Origin of the sequence: Actinoallomurus purpureus, assembly GCF_024055795.1 — a bacterium.
GTDB lineage: Bacteria > Actinomycetota > Actinomycetes > Streptosporangiales > Streptosporangiaceae > Actinoallomurus > Actinoallomurus purpureus.
Genome location: NZ_JAMXMY010000001.1, coordinates 484,235 through 500,460, shown reverse-complemented (window position 1 = coordinate 500,460; position 16,226 = coordinate 484,235). Strand labels below are relative to the sequence as shown.

Annotated in this window: 16 protein-coding genes; 5 read left to right on the top strand and 11 right to left on the bottom strand. The window is 71.1% G+C overall.

Annotated elements, in window-relative coordinates; all coding sequences use genetic code 11:
* Window positions 1-6: 6 nt before the first annotated feature.
* The gene (locus NE236_RS02245) at window positions 7-420 is read right to left on the bottom strand and encodes a ribonuclease domain-containing protein (RefSeq protein ID WP_252840067.1); all 414 of its coding nucleotides are present in this window, start codon (window positions 418-420) and stop codon (window positions 7-9) included.
* A 209-nt stretch (window positions 421-629) separates the two neighbouring features.
* Between NE236_RS02245 and NE236_RS02240 the strand changes: the two genes are divergently transcribed.
* From NE236_RS02240 to NE236_RS02230, 3 genes are all read left to right on the top strand, one after another.
* The gene (locus NE236_RS02240) at window positions 630-1,013 is read left to right on the top strand and encodes a hypothetical protein (RefSeq protein ID WP_252840066.1); all 384 of its coding nucleotides are present in this window, start codon (window positions 630-632) and stop codon (window positions 1,011-1,013) included.
* A 277-nt stretch (window positions 1,014-1,290) separates the two neighbouring features.
* Window positions 1,291-2,658, top strand: a complete 1,368-nt coding sequence (locus tag NE236_RS02235) for an RNA polymerase sigma factor (protein WP_252840065.1) — start codon at window positions 1,291-1,293, stop codon at window positions 2,656-2,658.
* Window positions 2,659-2,779: 121 nt separating this feature from the next.
* Window positions 2,780-3,376: a GNAT family N-acetyltransferase gene (locus NE236_RS02230; RefSeq protein ID WP_252840064.1), complete on the top strand. Its 597-nt coding sequence runs from the start codon at window positions 2,780-2,782 to the stop codon at window positions 3,374-3,376.
* Here NE236_RS02230 and NE236_RS45520 read toward each other — a convergent pair.
* The 6 genes from NE236_RS45520 to NE236_RS02205 all read right to left on the bottom strand — a co-directional run bounded on the left by NE236_RS45520 (window position 3,315) and on the right by NE236_RS02205 (window position 11,307).
* Window positions 3,315-3,560 (bottom strand): hypothetical protein, encoded by a 246-nt coding sequence (locus tag NE236_RS45520; RefSeq protein ID WP_504915073.1) that lies wholly within the window; start codon window positions 3,558-3,560, stop codon window positions 3,315-3,317. The two genes, NE236_RS02230 and NE236_RS45520, sit on opposite strands and share 62 nt — an antisense overlap.
* A gap of 18 nt (window positions 3,561-3,578) precedes the next feature.
* On the bottom strand, window positions 3,579-4,763 hold the full coding sequence (locus NE236_RS02225) for a uroporphyrinogen-III synthase (protein ID WP_252840063.1): 1,185 nt from the start codon (window positions 4,761-4,763) through the stop codon (window positions 3,579-3,581).
* Complete coding sequence (gene nirD, locus NE236_RS02220) at window positions 4,760-5,137, bottom strand: nitrite reductase small subunit NirD (RefSeq protein WP_252840062.1); 378 nt, start codon at window positions 5,135-5,137, stop codon at window positions 4,760-4,762. The genes NE236_RS02225 and nirD overlap by 4 nt, the downstream gene beginning before the upstream one ends.
* Window positions 5,138-5,213: 76 nt before the next feature.
* On the bottom strand, window positions 5,214-7,679 hold the full coding sequence (nirB, locus tag NE236_RS02215; RefSeq protein ID WP_252840061.1) for a nitrite reductase large subunit NirB: 2,466 nt from the start codon (window positions 7,677-7,679) through the stop codon (window positions 5,214-5,216).
* A gap of 95 nt (window positions 7,680-7,774) precedes the next feature.
* Window positions 7,775-9,229 carry an FAD-dependent oxidoreductase gene (locus NE236_RS02210; protein ID WP_252840060.1) on the bottom strand — a complete coding sequence of 485 codons (1,455 nt, stop codon included), beginning with the start codon at window positions 9,227-9,229 and terminating at the stop codon, window positions 7,775-7,777.
* A complete protein-coding gene (locus NE236_RS02205; protein ID WP_252840059.1) occupies window positions 9,226-11,307 on the bottom strand; it encodes a molybdopterin oxidoreductase family protein in 2,082 nt (693 codons plus the stop codon). The genes NE236_RS02210 and NE236_RS02205 overlap by 4 nt, the downstream gene beginning before the upstream one ends.
* 222 nt (window positions 11,308-11,529) lie before the next feature.
* Between NE236_RS02205 and NE236_RS02200 the strand changes: the two genes are divergently transcribed.
* The gene (locus NE236_RS02200; protein ID WP_252840058.1) at window positions 11,530-12,864 is read left to right on the top strand and encodes a nitrate/nitrite transporter; all 1,335 of its coding nucleotides are present in this window, start codon (window positions 11,530-11,532) and stop codon (window positions 12,862-12,864) included.
* 51 nt (window positions 12,865-12,915) lie between these two features.
* Here NE236_RS02200 and NE236_RS02195 read toward each other — a convergent pair whose 3' ends face one another.
* From NE236_RS02195 to NE236_RS02185, 3 genes are all read right to left on the bottom strand, one after another.
* The gene (locus tag NE236_RS02195; RefSeq protein ID WP_252840057.1) at window positions 12,916-13,914 is read right to left on the bottom strand and encodes an RNA polymerase subunit sigma-70; all 999 of its coding nucleotides are present in this window, start codon (window positions 13,912-13,914) and stop codon (window positions 12,916-12,918) included.
* On the bottom strand, window positions 13,911-14,321 hold the full coding sequence (locus tag NE236_RS02190) for a VOC family protein (RefSeq protein WP_252840056.1): 411 nt from the start codon (window positions 14,319-14,321) through the stop codon (window positions 13,911-13,913). Before NE236_RS02190 ends, NE236_RS02195 begins: the two co-directional genes overlap by 4 nt.
* Window positions 14,322-14,462: 141 nt before the next feature.
* Window positions 14,463-15,017, bottom strand: coding sequence for a hypothetical protein (locus tag NE236_RS02185; RefSeq protein ID WP_252840055.1), 555 nt, complete (start codon window positions 15,015-15,017; stop codon window positions 14,463-14,465).
* A 97-nt stretch (window positions 15,018-15,114) separates the two neighbouring features.
* On the opposite strand from NE236_RS02185, the gene NE236_RS02180 reads away from it, so the two are divergent.
* Window positions 15,115-15,627, top strand: coding sequence for a PadR family transcriptional regulator (locus NE236_RS02180; RefSeq protein ID WP_252840054.1), 513 nt, complete (start codon window positions 15,115-15,117; stop codon window positions 15,625-15,627).
* Between the two features lie 88 nt (window positions 15,628-15,715).
* Here the strand turns inward: NE236_RS02180 and NE236_RS02175 are convergent, their stop codons facing one another.
* The gene (locus NE236_RS02175; protein ID WP_252840053.1) at window positions 15,716-15,979 is read right to left on the bottom strand and encodes a carboxymuconolactone decarboxylase family protein; all 264 of its coding nucleotides are present in this window, start codon (window positions 15,977-15,979) and stop codon (window positions 15,716-15,718) included.
* Window positions 15,980-16,226 lie beyond the last annotated feature (247 nt).

Genomic DNA, 16,226 nt, shown 5'->3' with positions numbered 1-16,226 from the left:
GCAGGGCTACAGCTGGTAGAAGTCGGTGTAGTGGTTCGGCGAGAACCAGGTCACGCCGCTGCTGCGGTTGACGACGATCCGGTAGGCGTCGCGCGAGGCGCCCTTCGCCCGGGAGTACACGTCGTACTCGTAGTAGGTGGCGCCGCTGGGCAGTTCGCCCTCGCGGTTGTAGAACTGTCCGCCGGTGTAGTTGTACTTTCCGTCCGGCCAGGAGTACCAGCCGCTGGTCGTGGGATAGCCCTTGGAGGCCCAGGTCGCGTCGGCGGAGCGCGCGTCGGCGCACCGCGAGATCGTGCAGGAGCCGTAGACCGACGCGTCGGCGGGGGTGATGCCGACCACGCCGGCCAGGGACGCGGTGGCCGCGAGCGTGACGGCGAGCCGGGGCGGCCAGGAGGAGCGGGGGCGTTGGCGGGTGTGCACGGAGCCTCCTTGCGAGGATGCGAGGGAGACGGACACTCGTCATGATCATTGCTCACGCCGTGCCGATAAAGACCTAGATTGTCAGAAGATTGTGGAATTTTCTGTCAACTCTTCCCCGGCCTCGCGGTGGAAGCCTGATCGGGCGAAGGAGCCCCCGACGTACGACTCCGCGACACCACGGGCCCGCGACTCTGAAAGAATCCGTGGTCGTGGTGGTACGCCCTGCATTCATCCTGTTGCTGTTGATCGCCGTCGCGGGTTGCTCGAGTGAGCACCATCCGCAGGCGCGGCCGAGCCAGTCCCTGGTGATCCCGACTCCGACGCCCTCCCCCACCGGCAAGCCGAAGCCGGCCCGGGCCGGGACGGAGTGCGGGCAGGTCACCACCGTGACCGGGAGGCACGCGAGGGTTCAGGTCGTGCGCGGGCGGACGACGTGCGTCGAGGCGATGCGGATCTTCGAGAAGTACAACGACCCCGACACCCCGGCGGAGGGGACGGCGGGCCTCGTGGTCATCGACCACTGGACCTGCGGCACCCGGGGGACGGCGACCACCTGCACCTCGGTTGCCGCGACGATCCGGACCCGTCCCTGACGTGGGAGCCGAGGAATGAAGCCGCTCGCGGCCGGGTGGTGTTCGTCACACCCGGGGAGGACCTGTCGGACCCGCTGCTGCGCAGGTCGGACGGTGGGCTGATAGCCTATGGGGTTGCGGAAGACCAGGACTTTACGGTCCGTCTGTCCGTGCCCGCGTGAAAGTTTTCGCTCTGCGGGAACAACCCGGACGCAACCGCGCGTTTCAGGATAGAGCACGACGCAAGGCAGACAATACGTCTCGTACCGCTAGGACATGAAGGGAGGGAGGTGTCCTCATGCCGCGAAACGCTACTGCGACCATGTCCGCAGGGCCTACGCCCCTCGAGGAGCTTCTCGACCGTGGCCGTTCTCTGGGGCACCTCTCGCTGGACGAGGTGCGGAACGCCTTCCAGGAAGCCGGTATCACCCCCACCCAGGGCCGCTCCATCATTCGCGAGCTGACCGACGCCGGAGTCCGGCTGGCCAGTGAGGACCAGGCCGAGGCCACGTCCACCAAGAAGGGTACGGCCACTGTCAAGAAGGCCAAGCCCTCTCGCGCCAAGAGCCCGGCGAAGACCACCGGCGCCAGGACGAAGGCCGCCGGAAACAAGACCACGGCGACCTCGGCCGAGCCCGAGGCACCCGCCGAGGAGACCCCGGCCGAGTCCGCCGACGTGGTGGACGCCCCCGTCACCGAGCCGGAGTCCGACGACTTCGAAATGGACGCCCCGACCGACCTGGACGACCAGTCCTCGGTCATGGGCGACTCGGTGCACACCTACCTCAAGGCGATCGGCCGCCGGCAGCTGCTCACTGCGGCGCAGGAGGTCGAGCTCGCCAAGCGCATCGAGGCCGGCCTGTACGCCGAGCACAAGCTGGAGACCGAGACCGAGCTGTCCGCGAGCGACCGCGAGGGCCTCGAGCTCGTCGCCGAGGACGGACGCCGGGCCAAGTCCCACATGCTCGAGGCGAACCTGCGGCTCGTGGTCTCGGTGGCGAAAAAGTACGCCGATCGCGGCCTGTCACTGCTCGACGTGGTGCAGGAGGGCAACCTCGGCCTGATCCGCGCGGTGGAGAAGTTCGACTACACCAAGGGCTACAAGTTCTCCACGTACGCGATGTGGTGGATCCGGCAGGCCATACAGCGTGGCTTCGCCGACTCGGCACGGACCATCCGGCTGCCCGTCCACGTCCTGGAGATGCTGAGCAAGCTCAGCCGCATCGAGCGGGACATGCACCAGCGTCTCGGCCGCGAGCCCACTCCGGAGGAGCTGGCCGTGGAGCTCGACAAGAGCCCCGCCCAGGTCCAGGAGCTACTGCGGACCAGCCGCCAGCCGATCAGCCTCGACTCGACGATCGGCGAGGACGGCGAGACGCGCATCGGCGACCTCATCGAGGACACCGACAGCCCGGAGGCATCCGAGCTGGTCGACCGGCAGCTGATGGCCGACCAGCTGCGCCGCGCGCTGTCCGTGCTCTCCCCGCGCGAGGAGAAGATCATGGCGATGCGGTTCGGGCTGTACGACGGCACGCCGCGGACGCTGGACGAGATCGGCAAGCACCTCGGGCTGACCCGTGAGCGGATCCGCCAGCTCGAGAAGGAGTCGCTGTCCAAGCTGCGGCACCCGAGCAATGCCCAGCCGCTGCTCGACTTCGCCAGCTGAGCCGACCGAGCCGACCACACGAAGGCCCGCCGGGAGCACCCGCTCCCGGCGGGCCTTCGTCGTGCCGGGGGCCGGTCCCCGCCACAGAGAGATCCGGGGGCACGCGGGAGAATGACCGACCGTGAGCACCCAGATCGAGATCCACTGGCCGGCCGCGGCCGACGAGCGTCTGCGCGCCGGCGTGCACCGGCTGATCCACTCCGTCGTCGAGCTCGGCGGGGCCGTCGGCTGGCTGACCCCGCCCGACCGGGCGGAGACCGATCGGTGGCTGAACGAGGTGCTCGACCGGGCCCGGGCCGGCGACGCCGCCCTGGCGCTCGCCCTCCTCGACGGCGAGGTGGCCGCCGGCGGCCTGTGGCGTCGCGGCGCCACCGACGTCTTCCGCCATCAGGCGGAGCTGCAGAAGGTCATGGCGCACCCCACGGCCCGCGGACTCGGGCTGGGCCGGCGCGTCCTGGAGGCCCTCATCGATCACGCCCGCACGAACGGCATCGAGGTGCTGACCCTCGGAGCGCGGGGCAACAACCACGGTGCCATCGAGCTCTACGAGCGCCTCGGCTTCCGCGAATGGGGCCGCCTGCCCAACGTCATCGAGGTCGGCGACGAGCGCTATGACGACGTGAAGATGTTCCTCGACCTGGGGCGGCCGCCGCACGTCATCCTGCGCGGCTCACCGCCCGACGGTCCCGGCTCGTCTCCCCGGCGACGGCGGCCGTGACCGCCTCGTCGTAGCGGCGGAGGATGACCCGCGCCAGCGCGTCGTGCACGCCCAGAGGAGGCGCGACCACGTCGGCGCCGGCGGCCGCCAGGCGATCGTGGAAGTGGCCCGGCGCCAGCCGGTACGACGCGACCGCGATCCGGCGTGCGCCCTGGGCGCGCAGCCCGCGGACGACCTCCGTCAGTTCCGGTCCCGCTCAGCGTCACACCGCCTCCGGTGCGCCGCTGAGCGGGACCGGTTCGGTGCGGACGGGGTCGCAGGCCAGCCGGTAGCCGCGTTTGACCACGGTCTCGACGAGGCCGTTCCGCCCCAGGCCACGGCGCAGCCGCGCCACGGCCATCTCCACGGCGTGCTCGTCCGGGTGCGGGCGCCCCTGGCTCGCTCCGCCGGGCAGGGTCCGGCTGGGCAGCACGGTGCACAGTTCGGCACGCGAGACCACGTGCCCGGGGCGGCGCGCGAGGGCCCGGAGAATCGCCATCGGCGCCGGCGCGATCGGTCGCAGCTGCCCATCGATGACCACGGCGTGGCCGCGCAGCTCCAGGACCTGACCGCCCACGGCGATCCGGCTCGACCGGAGGACGGGAAGCTCGGCGGCGAGCGCCCGGACCAGCGCGCCGAGGCGGGCCCGCTCGGGGCGGACCGTCACCACGCCCCGCTCCTCCAGCGGCGCGGCGGTCACCGGTCCGACGCACGCGGCGACCACCTGGGTGCGCAGCGCCTCCAGCAACAGGTCCTCGAGGTTGTCCTCGGCGGCGACGGCCAGGGTGGCGGACACCGCCGGCGCGCTGGTGAAGGTGATCGCGTCGACCGTGCCGGCCACGGCCTGCCCGACCAGCCGGCGCAGCGGCGTCGGGTCGTCCGTGCGGGCCCAGCGGTACACCGGGATCTCCACCACGTCGGCGCCCGCGCGCCGCAGCGTGCCGGTCAGCTGCGGCGTCGGCTCGCCGTACAGCTGGACGGCGATCCGCCGGCCCCGGAGATCCTCCGCCAGCAGATGGCGCAGGACCTCCTCGCAGTTCTCCGATTCCGGCGACCACGCCTCGGCCATCCCGGCGGCCCGCACGGCGCCGCGGGCCTTCGGCCCCCGCGCCAGGATGCGCACGTCGCCCAGACGCTTGATCAGGTCGTCGCGCAGACCCCAGCCGTCCGCGGTCTCCAGCCACGCGCGGAACCCGATGCCGGTCGTGACGATCACATCGTCGACCGGGTCCGCCAGGATCTCGCGGGTCGCCTCCAGCAGTTCGGCGTCGTCGGCGAGCGGCACCAGCCGGATCGCGGGGGCGTACACGACACGGGCGCCCTTGCGCTCCAGCAGCGCCGACAGCTCCTCATGACGCCGTGCCGCCGTGACGCCCACGGTGAATCCGGCCAGTGGCTCGTCCTTCACGACGCGGCCACCTCCACGCGGCCCCCGATGCGCCGTATTCGGAAGGTCGGCACGGACACCGTCGGATCGTCCAGGCAGCGGCCCGTGGTGAGGTCGAACACCTGCTTGTACATCGGGGAGGCCACGGTCGGCATCCCGCCCCGGCTGCCGACGATCCCCCACGCCAGGACGTTCGCCCCGCTGAACGGGTCATGGCTGGACAGCGCGTACAGATCACCGTCGTAGGTGCGGAAGATCGCGACCTGACGGCCGTCGACCAGCGCGCACACGCCGCGTTCCGGCTGCAGGTCGTCGTAGTCGCACACCGGGGTCCAGCGTGTCGCGGTCAGCGTGCCGGTGCCCGCAGGCGCCGGCGCCTCACAGATCTCGGTCATCGTGTGCTCCATTCAGTCCGCCGGCCCGGCCGCTTGGCACCGGCCGGGGCGATCTCACGGGGTGCCCCCGTCTCGGTCACGGGGTCACCTCCACCGTCACCGGTTTGATCTGGTCCCGCTCGGGTTCGAAGGCGATGCTCGGGTCGGGCGTCTCGGGCGCGTTGACGAAGGAGACGAAGCGGCGCATCTTCTCGGGGTCGTCGAGGATCGCGCGCCACTCGTCGGAGTAGCCCGCCACGTGCCGCTCCATCGCGGCGTCCAGCTCGTCGCAGATGCCGAGGCTGTCCTCGATGACCACTTCGCGCAGGTAGTCGAGGCCGCCGTCAAGGCTCTCCAGCCAGGACGCGGTGCGCTGCAGCCGGTCGGCGGTGCGGATGTAGAACATCAGGAACCGGTCGATGTAGCGGACCAGCGTCTCCTCGTCCAGGTCGCCGGCGAACAGGTCCGCGTGGCGCGGTCGCATCCCGCCGTTTCCGGCGACGTAGAGATTCCAGCCCTTCTCGGTGGCGATGATGCCGAAGTCCTTGCTCTGGGCCTCCGCGCACTCCCGCGCGCACCCCGACACCGCCGATTTGATCTTGTGCGGGGCACGCAGGCCCCGGTAGCGCAGTTCGAGACGGATGGCCAGGCCCACCGAGTCCTGGACGCCGTAGCGGCACCAGGTCGAGCCGACGCAGGACTTGACCGTGCGCAGGGCCTTGCCGTACGCGTGCCCGGACTCGAACCCGGCGTCGATCAGCCTCTTCCAGATCTGCGGCAGCTGCTCGACACGAGCCCCGAACAGGTCGATCCGCTGGCCGCCGGTGATCTTGGTGTAGAGCCCGAACTCCTGCGCGACCTCGCCGATGACGATGAGCCTCTCCGGCGTGATCTCGCCGCCGGGGATGCGCGGCACCACCGAGTAGGTGCCGTTCTTCTGCATGTTGGCGAGGAACCGGTCGTTGGTGTCCTGCAGGCCGGCCTGCTCGCCGTCGAGAATGTGCCCGTTGCCGAGGCTCGCCAGGATCGAGGCGACCGCCGGCTTGCAGATGTCGCAGCCCCGGCCGCGCCCGTGCTCGGTGATGAGCTGGGAGAAGGTCGTGACGCCGCGCACCCGGATGATGTCGAACAGCTCCGCGCGACTGTGGTCGAAGTGCTCACACAGGGCCTTGCTGACCTCGATGCCCGCGGCGGTCAGCTCCGCGTCGAAAATCTTCTTCACCAGCGGCACGCAGCTGCCGCAGCCCGTGCCGGCCTTGGTGCAGGCCTTCACGGCGGGGACGTCGGTGAGCTCGTCCTCGGCGATCGCACAGCGGATGGTCCCGGCGGTCACGTTGTTGCAGCTGCAGATGATCGTCGACTCGGGCAGCGCGGCGCCCGCCGCCTCGGTGCCCCCGAACAGCGCCTGCTCGGGGGTGCCGGGCAGTTTCGCGCCGACGTACGCGCGGAGGGTCGGGTAGGACGAGGCGTCGCCGACCAGCACGCCGCCGAGGAGGGTCTGCGCGTCGTCGCTGACGACGAGGCGCTTGTAGATCCCGGCGACCGGGTCGGTGTAGATGACGTCGAGGGCGTCGGCGGACGGGTCGCCGAAGCTGGCGACGTCGACGCCCATCAGTTTCAGCTGGGTCGACAGGTCCGCGCCGGTGAACCGCGCCTCTCCGTCCAGCAGCCGGTCCGCGACCACCTCGGCCATGGTGAAGCACGGCCCGACCAGGCCGTACACCATTCCGCCGATCAGGGCGCACTCGCCGATGGCGAAGACGTGGGGGTCGTCGGTGCGGCAGGTGTCGTCGACGACGATGCCGCCGCGCTGCCCGACCGCGAGGCCGGCCGCACGGGCGAGGTCGTCGCGCGGGCGGATACCCGCGGAGAAGACGACGACGTCGGCGTCCAGCACGACGTCCCCGGCGAGCCGCACGGCCCCGGGCTCGACCCGCTCTAGGCCGACCCCGGTGTGCACGGACATGCCCAGGGCCTCGATGTGGCGCCGCAGCATGGCGCCGCCGCCCTCGTCGAGCTGGCGCGGCATCAGCCAGGGCGCCACCTCGACGACGTGGGTGTCCATGTCGAGTCCCTGCAGCGCGCGGGCGGCCTCCAGGCCGAGCAGTCCCCCGCCGACCACCACACCGGCCCGCGGCCTTGACATAGTAAGGTCGCCGCTCCCGGCCGCGACCCGGAGCGCGTCCAGGTCCTCGATGGTCCGGTAGACGAAGGCGTGCTCGGCGCCGGGCACCGGGGGCACGAACGGCACCGACCCGGTGGCCAGCACCAGCGCGTCGTACGGCAGGGCCTCCCCCGCGTCCGTGGTGACCGTGCGCGCGGCCCGGTCGATCGCGGTGACCCGCTCCCCGGTCCGTACGGTCACGCTCTCGTCGTGGGCGGGGTAGCCGAGGTCGGCGCCCTCGGTGAGGTAGGACGTCAACGCCACCCGGTCGTACGCCGTGCGGGTCTCCTCCCCCACCACCGTGATCTGCCACCGGTCGGCGGAGTCCCGCTCCCGCAGCGCGTCGACGAGGCGATGCGCCGCCGGGCCATGCCCCACGACGACAAGACGGCCAGTCATCCGATTCAGTCCTCCCCGACGCCGCTTGACCTCGATCTTGACGATCAGGCGTTTCGCGTCTGCGTCCCGCTTGTTACCGCTGTGCTACAAGGCGCTCACGTACGGCCTGACCTGGGGGGAGACGTCACCTCCTGGGTGCCGAGCCACTCGAGGATGCCCTCGACCGTGTCGCGGCAGCCGCCGCAGCCCGTGGTGGCACGGGTCTCGGCGGCGACGTCGGCGACGTCGCGCGCGCCCGCCTCCCAGCAGGCGCGGATCCGCCCCTTGCTGACGTTGTTGCACGCGCAGACCGTCGCGGCGTCCGGGATCCGGACGGGCGTCTCGGCGGGGGTGGCCGGGCTCAGCCCGTGGAACAGCAGCCCCAGGCGGTCGGACGGCACCGGCGCCGCGCGGTCGTACAGCTGGGTCAGCAGCCCCGCCGTGGTGGTCTCGCCGATCAGGATCGCGCCGATCAGCCGGTCGTCCCTGATGACGACCTTCTTGTACGTGCCGCGGGTCGGGTCGGCGAAGCGGACCACCTCCGCCTCGTCGTCGCCGAGCGCGGTCTCCCCCATCGCGGCCAGCTCGATCCCGGCCGCCTTCAGCCGGGTGACCTGCCGCGAGCCCTCGTACCGGGAGTCGCCGCCGGTGAGTAGGTCGGCGAGGATCCTGGCCTGCTCCCACGCGGGCGCGACCAGCCCGTACACGGTGCCCTGATGCTGGGCGCACTCCCCGATCGCGTGGACGTCGGGGTCGTCGACCGAGCGGAGCCGGTCGTCGACGACGACGCCGCGGTCCACGGTGAGGCCCGCGGCGCGCGCGAGTCCCGTCTGAGGGCGGATGCCGCAGGCCAGCACCACCAGGTCGGCGGGCAGCACCGTGCCGTCGTCGAGCTCGACCCCGGTGACACGCCCGTTCTCGGCTCGTGCTCCGGTCAGCCGCGCGCCGACGAGCGTACGGACCCCGAGGTCCCCGATGGTCCGTTGCAGCACGCCGCCGGCCTCGGCGTCCAGCTGCCGCTCCATCAGGTGCCCCGCGAGGTGGATGACGGTGACCCGCAGCCCCCGCCCGGCCAGCCCGCGGGCCGCCTCCAGGCCGAGCAGCCCGCCTCCGACCACGACCGCCGACTCGGCGCCGTCCGCGAGGTCCATGATGGACCGGCAGTCGTCGAGCGTGCGGAACGCGACGACGCCCTCGGCGTCCAGCCCGGGAAGCGGCGGCACGACCGGCGCGCTGCCGGTGGCGAGCACGAGCGTGTCGTACGGCGTGGCCCTCCCGTCTGCGGAGGTCACCGTCCTGTGCTCCCGGTCGATCGCGACGACCTCCGCCCCGAGGCGTGCGTCGACGTCGTTCGCGGCGTACCAGCCCGGATCGGTCAGGCCGATGTCGCCGGGCGCGGTGATCCCGGCCAGGACGTTCGACAGCAGGACCCGGTTGTACGGCTGCGCGGCCTCGGCGCCGAACACGGTGATCCGCATCTCACGGTCACGGGCCCGCAGCTCGGAGACGAGCCGCGAGCCTGCCATCCCGTTGCCGACGACCACGAGGCTCTTGGGCCACTTCTCATTCACGATTTCTCCAGTCGGACGGCGCAGACCTTGAACTCCGGCATCCGGGATGTCGGATCGAGGGCCGGGTTGGTGAGCAGGTTGGCGCGCGCGGCCCCGGCCCAGTGGAACGGCATGAACACGGTGTCGTGCCGGATCGCCGTACTGAACCGCGCCTTGGCGACGGCGCCGCCCCGCCGGCTCGTGACGCGCACGTCACTCCCCTCCTCGATCTCCAGCCGCTCGGCCAGGTCGGGATGGATCTCCACGAACGCCTCGGGGGACGCGTCCAGCAGCGCCCGTACCCGCCGGGTCTGCGCGCCGCTCTGGTAGTGGGCGAGCACGCGCCCGGTCGTGAGGTAGATCGGATAGTCGGCGTCGATGTCCTCGGCGGGGCCCCGGTGCTCGACGGGAACGACCCGGGCGCGGCCGTCCGGCGTGGCGAACCGATCGAGGAAGACGCGCGGTGTCCCGGGGTGGCCCTCACCCGGGCATGGCCAGAAGACCCCGGTCTCGGCGACGATCCGCTCGTACGTGATCCCGGAGTAGTCGGCGAGCCCGCCGGCGCTGGCGGCCCGCAGCTCGTCGAACACCTCCGCCGGTTCTGCGCTGAACCGGCCGGGCGCCTCCAGCCGCCCGGCGAGCCCGGCCAGGATCTCCAGGTCGCCGCGCACCTGCGGCGGCCTCGGCACGGCCGCGCGGCGCAGCAGCACGCGGCCCTCCAGGTTGGTGATCGTGCCGGTCTCCTCCGCCCACTGCGCCGTCGGCAGCACCACGTCGGCGCGCGCGGCGGTCTCGGAGGGCACGAAGTCGGCCACCACGAGAAGGTCGAGTGCCGCGAGGCGTTCCTCGATCGTGGCGGCGTCCGGCGCGGACACCACCGGGTTGGAGCCGAAGATCAGCAGGGCACGGGGCCCGCCGGGCATGCCGAGGGCGTTCAGAAGCTCGGTGGCCGACAGCCCCGGCCCCGGCAGGTCGCCGGCGTCGATCCCCCAGACGCGGGCGACGTGCTCGCGCGCCGCCGGATCGTCGATCTTCCGGTAGCCGGGCAGCTGGTCGGCCTTCTGTCCGTGCTCCCGGCCGCCCTGCCCGTTGCCCTGCCCGGTCAGGCAGCCGAACCCGGAACCGGGACGTCCCGGCAGGCCCAGCGCCAGCGCCAGGTTGATGAAGGCGGTGACCGTGTCGGTCCCCGTGGCGTGCTGTTCGGCGCCGCGCGCGGTCAGGATCAGCGCGTTCGCCGCGTCACCGAGCAGGCGCACGGCCTCGCGCATCTTCGGCACCGGCACGCCGGTGATCCGCTCGACGCGCTCGGGCCAGTACCCGTTGATGACGGTGCGGATCGCCCCGAACCCGGTGGTGCGCTCGTCGAGGTAGGCCTTGTCGATCAGGCCCTCCGTGATCGCCAGATGCAGCAGCCCGTTGGCCAGCGCCAGGTCCGTCCCCGGCGTGACCTGCAGGTGCAGGTCGGCGCGGCGGGCGGTCGGAGTCTCTCGCGGGTCGATGACGATCAGCCTGCCGCCGCGTTCGCGCTGCGCGGTGAGGTGCCGGACGAACGGCGGCATCGTCTCGGCGACGTTGCCGCCGGCCAGCAGGATCGTGTCGGCGGCGGCGATGTCGGTGATCGGCACGGGCAGTCCCCGGTCCATGCCGAACGCGCGGTTCTGCGCGGCGGCCGCCGAGGACATGCAGAAGCGGCCGTTGTAGTCGATGTTCGGGGTGCGCAGCGCCACCCGGGCGAACTTGCCGAGCTGGTAGGCCTTCTCATTGGTCAGGCCGCCGCCGCCGAACACCGCGACGGCCTCGTTCCCGTACGCGCGCTGGATCCGGCGGATCTCGCCCGCGATCCGGTCCAGCGCGGCGTCCCAGGTCACCGGTTGGAGGGGCGCGTCCCGGTGCGCCCGCATGAGCGGGACGGTCAACCGGTCCGGGGTGGCCAGCAGCTCCCCCGCGGTCCATCCCTTCTGGCAGAGTGCCCCACCCCCGGAAACATCGCCTCCACCGCCGTTCGCCGGGATGTCATCGCGCGGCGCGATCGTGCCGGGGCCGACGAGCATGCCGCACTGCAGCGCGCAGTACGGGCAGTGGGTAGGCGTGGGCGACATGCGTCGATCGTGCGGTTCAGGCGTTTCGCCGCGAGGTCCCGCGTGTTACCGGCCCGCAACAAGCACATCACCGGGGCCTCTGACCTGCGGTGCGATGAACATGTCCTCACAGCACGCCCCGCAACGGGTGCAGGGAAGTTATCACTGCCGCATTACGCGACACACACCGAGGAAACCGGCGCCTCCTAGCTTCGGCGCAGCACCCCAGCCAGGAGGAACCGAATGACCACCATCGAAGAACGCCTTCCCGGCACCGGCACGGCCGGGCGCCGGTGGATCGCGGACTGGCGACCGGAAGAGCACGACTTCTGGGAGGAGGCCGGGGCGAAGGTCGCGCGGCGCAACCTCGTCCTGTCCATCTTCTCCGAGCACATCGGGTTCTCCGTGTGGAGCCTGTGGTCCGTGCTGGTGCTGTTCCTCGGCCCGGAGTACCACATCGACCCCGCCGGGAAGTTCCTGCTGACGACGGTCCCGACGGCCCTGGGCGCGGTCCTGCGCCTGCCGTACACCTTCGCGGTGGCCAGGTTCGGCGGACGCAACTGGACGATGTTCAGCGCGGCGCTGCTGCTGGTCCCCGCGGTGTCGGTCGCGATCCTGGTCAAGCCGGGCGTGTCCTTCGGCACCCTGCTCATCCTCGCGGCGGTGGCCGGTGTCGGCGGCGGCAACTTCGCCTCCTCGATGGCCAACATCAACGCCTTCTACCCGCAGCGCCTCAAGGGCTGGGCGCTCGGCATCAACGCCGGAGGCGGCAACATCGGCGTGGCCGTCGTCCAACTGGTCGGCCTCGCGGTGCTGGCGACGGCGGGCAAGGAGCACCCGCGGCTGGTGGCCGGCATCTACGTTCCCCTCATCGTGCTGGCCGCGCTCGGCGCCGCACTGTGGATGGACAACCTCACCGGGATGCGCAACGACAAGCGGGCCATGCGCGAGGTCATCAAGGATCCGCACAGCTGGATCATGTCGCTGCTGTACATCGGGACGTTCGGGTCGTTCATCGGGTTCGGCTTCGCCTTCGGCCAGGTGCTGCAGGTGCAGTTCAAGGCCGACTTCGACACGCCGATCAAGGCGGCGTACCTGACGTTCCTCGGCCCGCTGCTGGGGTCGCTGATCCGGCCCGTCGGCGGCTGGGCGGCGGACCGGCTCGGCGGTGCCAAGGTCACCTTCTGGAACTTCGTGGCGATGGCGATCGGCGCCTCGATCGTCCTGATCGCCTCCGTCGAGAAGTCGCTGCCGCTGTTCATCACCGGGTTCGTGCTGCTGTTCGTCTTCAGCGGCATCGGGAACGGTTCGACCTACAAGATGATCCCCGCCATCTTCCGCGCCAAGGCCCCGACGCCGGACGAGGCCCGGCGGCTGTCCAGCGCCCTCATCGGCGTCGCCGGCGCGATCGGCGCGTTCGGCGGCGTCCTGGTCAATCTGGCCTTCCGGGAGTCGTTCCTGACGTACAAGACGGGCAACGGCGCCTACGTCGCCTTCATCGCGTACTACGCCCTCTGCTCCGCGGTGACCTGGGCGGTCTACCTCCGCCGGTCCCCGCGAAGGCTCGAGGGAATCTGATCCGCGCCCGCACGGTGCCTCCCGGCCGATGGCCGGGGGCACCCGTCGCCGTCAGAGCGTCGGCGGAAGGCCGAACGCCGGGAAGAGCGCCGGGCCGAACGTCGTGATCTCCTTGATCCGGCCGTCCTCGACGCGCAGGACGTCGAACTTGAACGCCCGGAACTCCGAGTCGCCCGGTCGGCGCAGGTAGCTGGCTGCGGTCGGCATCCGGTTGGCCGACGTCGGGACCAGCCGCCAGTCGCCGTCACGATCCTCCCCGAACGCCCGCTCGAGCAGCGGCGCGAACGCCGCCAGGCCCTCGTAGCAGGCGGGGTACGGCGGCATCGTGATGCGCAGATCCTCGGCCGCGATCGCGACGGCGGCCGAGGCGTCACACCGCTCGTGCGCGTCGATGAACCGGTCGAGCAACGTGCGTTCCGCAGCGCTCAGCTCCCCGGTGGACCAGTCGGCGCGGCGCGCCGGCAGCCGCTGCTGCATGGTGGTCCGTGCCCGCTGCACCGCGCTGTTGGCCGCCGCGACGCTCGTGTCCAGCAGCCCCGCCGTCTCCGCGGCCGACCTTCCGAGCACGTCGCGCGCGATGAACGCCGCGCGCTGTTTCGGCGGCAGCGCCTGCAGCGCCGCGACGAACGCCAACTCGATCGTCTCCCTCTCGACGACGACCGCGTCCGGACCCTCGTCGGCGGGTGCGGCCTCGTCGAGCAGACCGTCCGGGTACGGCTGCAGCCACGGCACCTCGGCGAAGGAGTGTGCCACCGTACGACGCGACGTGCGCCGGAGTTGGTCGAGGCAGACGTTGGTCGCGATCCGGTACAGCCAGGCGCGGAACAACAGGCTTCCGTCGAACCCGTCCCGGCCCCGCCACGCCCGCAGGAACGTCTCCTGCACGGCGTCCTCCGCCTCGTCGAAGGAGGCCAGCATCCGGTAACAGTGGACGTGCAGTTCGCGCCGATGCCGCTCGGTCAGGGCTGCGAACGCCGGTTCGTCGCCCGCAACGGCGGCCGCGATCTCGCCGGCCCGGCCCGTCGTGCGCGCGACCTCGGAGGCGGTCATGCCGCGCTTCCGTCGCGCCGGACCTCCTGAAGCAGCCAGCCGTTGCCGTCGGGATCGCTGAAGGAGGCGAACGAGCCGTAGTCGCGGCGCTCGGGGTCGTGGCCCGGCGCCTGGCCCCCGGCGCCGAAGTGGAAGACGTCGCCGACCTCCAGACCCCGCCCGGCGAGCTCGGCGCGCGCGGCGTCGATGTCGGTCACCACCAGGTGCAGGCCCTGCAGCGAGCCGGCCGTCTCCTTGTTCTTCATCAGCGCGACCGAGCACGCCGAACCGGGCGGCGTCAGCTGGACGACCCGGAAGTCCTCACCGGCGCTGAAGTCGACGTCCACCGTGAAACCGGCCTTCTCGGCATAGAAGGCCTTGGCGCGATCGACGTCGGCGACGGGGACGACGATGAGTTCGAGTTTCATCTCCATGGTGCGGCCTCTCGGATCGGGTCGGTCGGTCACCGACGTTCCGAACCATGTAACGACACCCGGCGCGACAACTCATCGGTGCTGCGATGAAAAACCCTCACCGGGGCGTGGTAACCGACGAGATTCCGAGGGCGGTCATCGGGCACCGGCCCTGGCCTGCACGGCGGCGACGTAGCGGATGGTGAACACCATCGGGACGACGAACCCGGCGATCTGGATGAGCATGGCCGGCGTCGAGTGGGCGTTCCCGGCGTGGGCGATGACCGCGAGCACGGCGGCCGTCACGGCGAAGGCCGCGGTCCACACGGCGGTGATGATGACATTGGTCCGGATGAACGGCCCCAGCCCCCAGACCTCGCGGGGCGTGGTGCGCTTGGCGATGCCCAACGTGAACGGCTTGCCGATGAGCAGCGAGACCCCGGCGATGACCGCCAGGGTGGCCGAGGACAGGGCCGCCGAGTAGTCGTGCACACCCGAGTGCGGATCGGCGAAGGCGATCACGGCCAGGGCGGCGAAGAAGGCCGCCGAACCCAGCTCGATGATCAGTGCGTCGAAGCCGGCCCCGGCCCTGCGCTGCTGGGCGATCACCGCCACCGCCACGACCAGGCCGGCCAGCGCGGCCCACTGCCGCTGGCTGGACGGCAGCACCGCGAAGATGATCCACGGGAGGAAGGTGCGCACGTACGACATCGGTGAGACTCCACTCGCTTCGACATTCCTATTCTGACATGTCGAAACTATAATGTCCGGCGACGACATGTCAACAATGGAAGGTAGAGTGCTGGGCATGAGCCTTCGACACGCCCTCCTGGGGCTCCTGGCCGAGCACCCGGCCAGCGGTTACGACCTGCTCAAGCGCTTCGACACCTCGCTGGCCAACGTCTGGCCCGCCACCCAGAGCCAGATGTACGCGGAGCTGTCCAAGCTCGCCGATACCGGGATGATCAGCGTGGCGGCGGAGGGTCCGCGCGGCCGCAAGGAGTACACCCTCACCGACGAGGGGCTGGTCGAGCTGCGGCGCTGGCTCACCGAGACCAAGCCACAGCGCAACACCCGCAGCGACATTCTCCTGCGGGTGTTCTTTCTCGGGGTGCTGACGCCCGAGCAGGCGCGGGGCTATCTCACCGAACTGATCGAGCTGTCGGAGCAGGGCGAGCAGGACCTGCGCCGGCTGGACGAGTCCATCGACTGGGACGACGACGATCTCTCCGTCTACGGCCGGATCGCCCTGGAGTACGGCCTGCGGTTCAACGCCATGCGCCGCGAGTGGGCCGAGTGGGCGGCCGCCCAGATCAAATAGCGGCTGCTCACGCGAGGGCCGTTGGACCTCGGGGACCAGGTTCAGGGGGCAACGCGCAGTCGCACCCCTGAACCTGGTCATCGAAGTGTCAGGCGGCGGAGATCGGCGTCCACTGCTCGGCGGGCGACTTGCCGGGCAGCGGCTTGCCGATGACCGCCAGCGGAACGTAGAAATTGACCTGGCCGATCGCCAGTGCCAGCGTGGCCAGCGCCTTGGCGTCGTAGTGCTCGGCCGCCTCGGCGTACAACTCGTCGGTGACCCGCTCGCCGTGTGTCGACGCCTGGAGCACGGCCTCCACCAGCGCCACGCGCTCGGCCTCGGTGAAGTACGGCGCTTCCCGCCAGGACGCCACCGCGGTGATCCGCTCCTCCGACTCCCATGCTCTGCGCAGGGTGCCGGTGTGCAGAACGGTCAGGTAGGTGTTGCCTACGATCTGGCCGGCGCGAAGCTAGATCAGGCCGATCGTGGCCTGGGAACCGAATCGTTGCCGGTGATCTTGAACAGCGCCCCCGTCAGTTCCCTCAGCTCGGGAACCAGCTCCAGCGGTTTAGGAATCCACAGGCGATCCGGCGGCTGGTTAGCTAGATGGTGTGTGCGTC

What these genes read in the sequence shown, in the direction of transcription:
- NE236_RS02235 (WP_252840065.1), top strand. Translation starts at nt 1,291, where the DNA reads ATGCCGCGAAACGCTACTGCGACCATGTCCGCAGGGCCTACGCCCCTC.
- nirD (WP_252840062.1), bottom strand. Translation starts at nt 5,137, where the DNA reads ATGACCGAGATCTGTGAGGCGCCGGCGCCTGCGGGCACCGGCACGCTG.
- nirB (WP_252840061.1), bottom strand. Translation starts at nt 7,679, where the DNA reads ATGACTGGCCGTCTTGTCGTCGTGGGGCATGGCCCGGCGGCGCATCGC.
- NE236_RS02205 (WP_252840059.1), bottom strand. Translation starts at nt 11,307, where the DNA reads ATGTCGCCCACGCCTACCCACTGCCCGTACTGCGCGCTGCAGTGCGGC.
- NE236_RS02200 (WP_252840058.1), top strand. Translation starts at nt 11,530, where the DNA reads ATGACCACCATCGAAGAACGCCTTCCCGGCACCGGCACGGCCGGGCGC.
- NE236_RS02195 (WP_252840057.1), bottom strand. Translation starts at nt 13,914, where the DNA reads ATGACCGCCTCCGAGGTCGCGCGCACGACGGGCCGGGCCGGCGAGATC.
- NE236_RS02190 (WP_252840056.1), bottom strand. Translation starts at nt 14,321, where the DNA reads ATGAAACTCGAACTCATCGTCGTCCCCGTCGCCGACGTCGATCGCGCC.
- NE236_RS02185 (WP_252840055.1), bottom strand. Translation starts at nt 15,017, where the DNA reads ATGTCGTACGTGCGCACCTTCCTCCCGTGGATCATCTTCGCGGTGCTG.
- NE236_RS02180 (WP_252840054.1), top strand. Translation starts at nt 15,115, where the DNA reads ATGAGCCTTCGACACGCCCTCCTGGGGCTCCTGGCCGAGCACCCGGCC.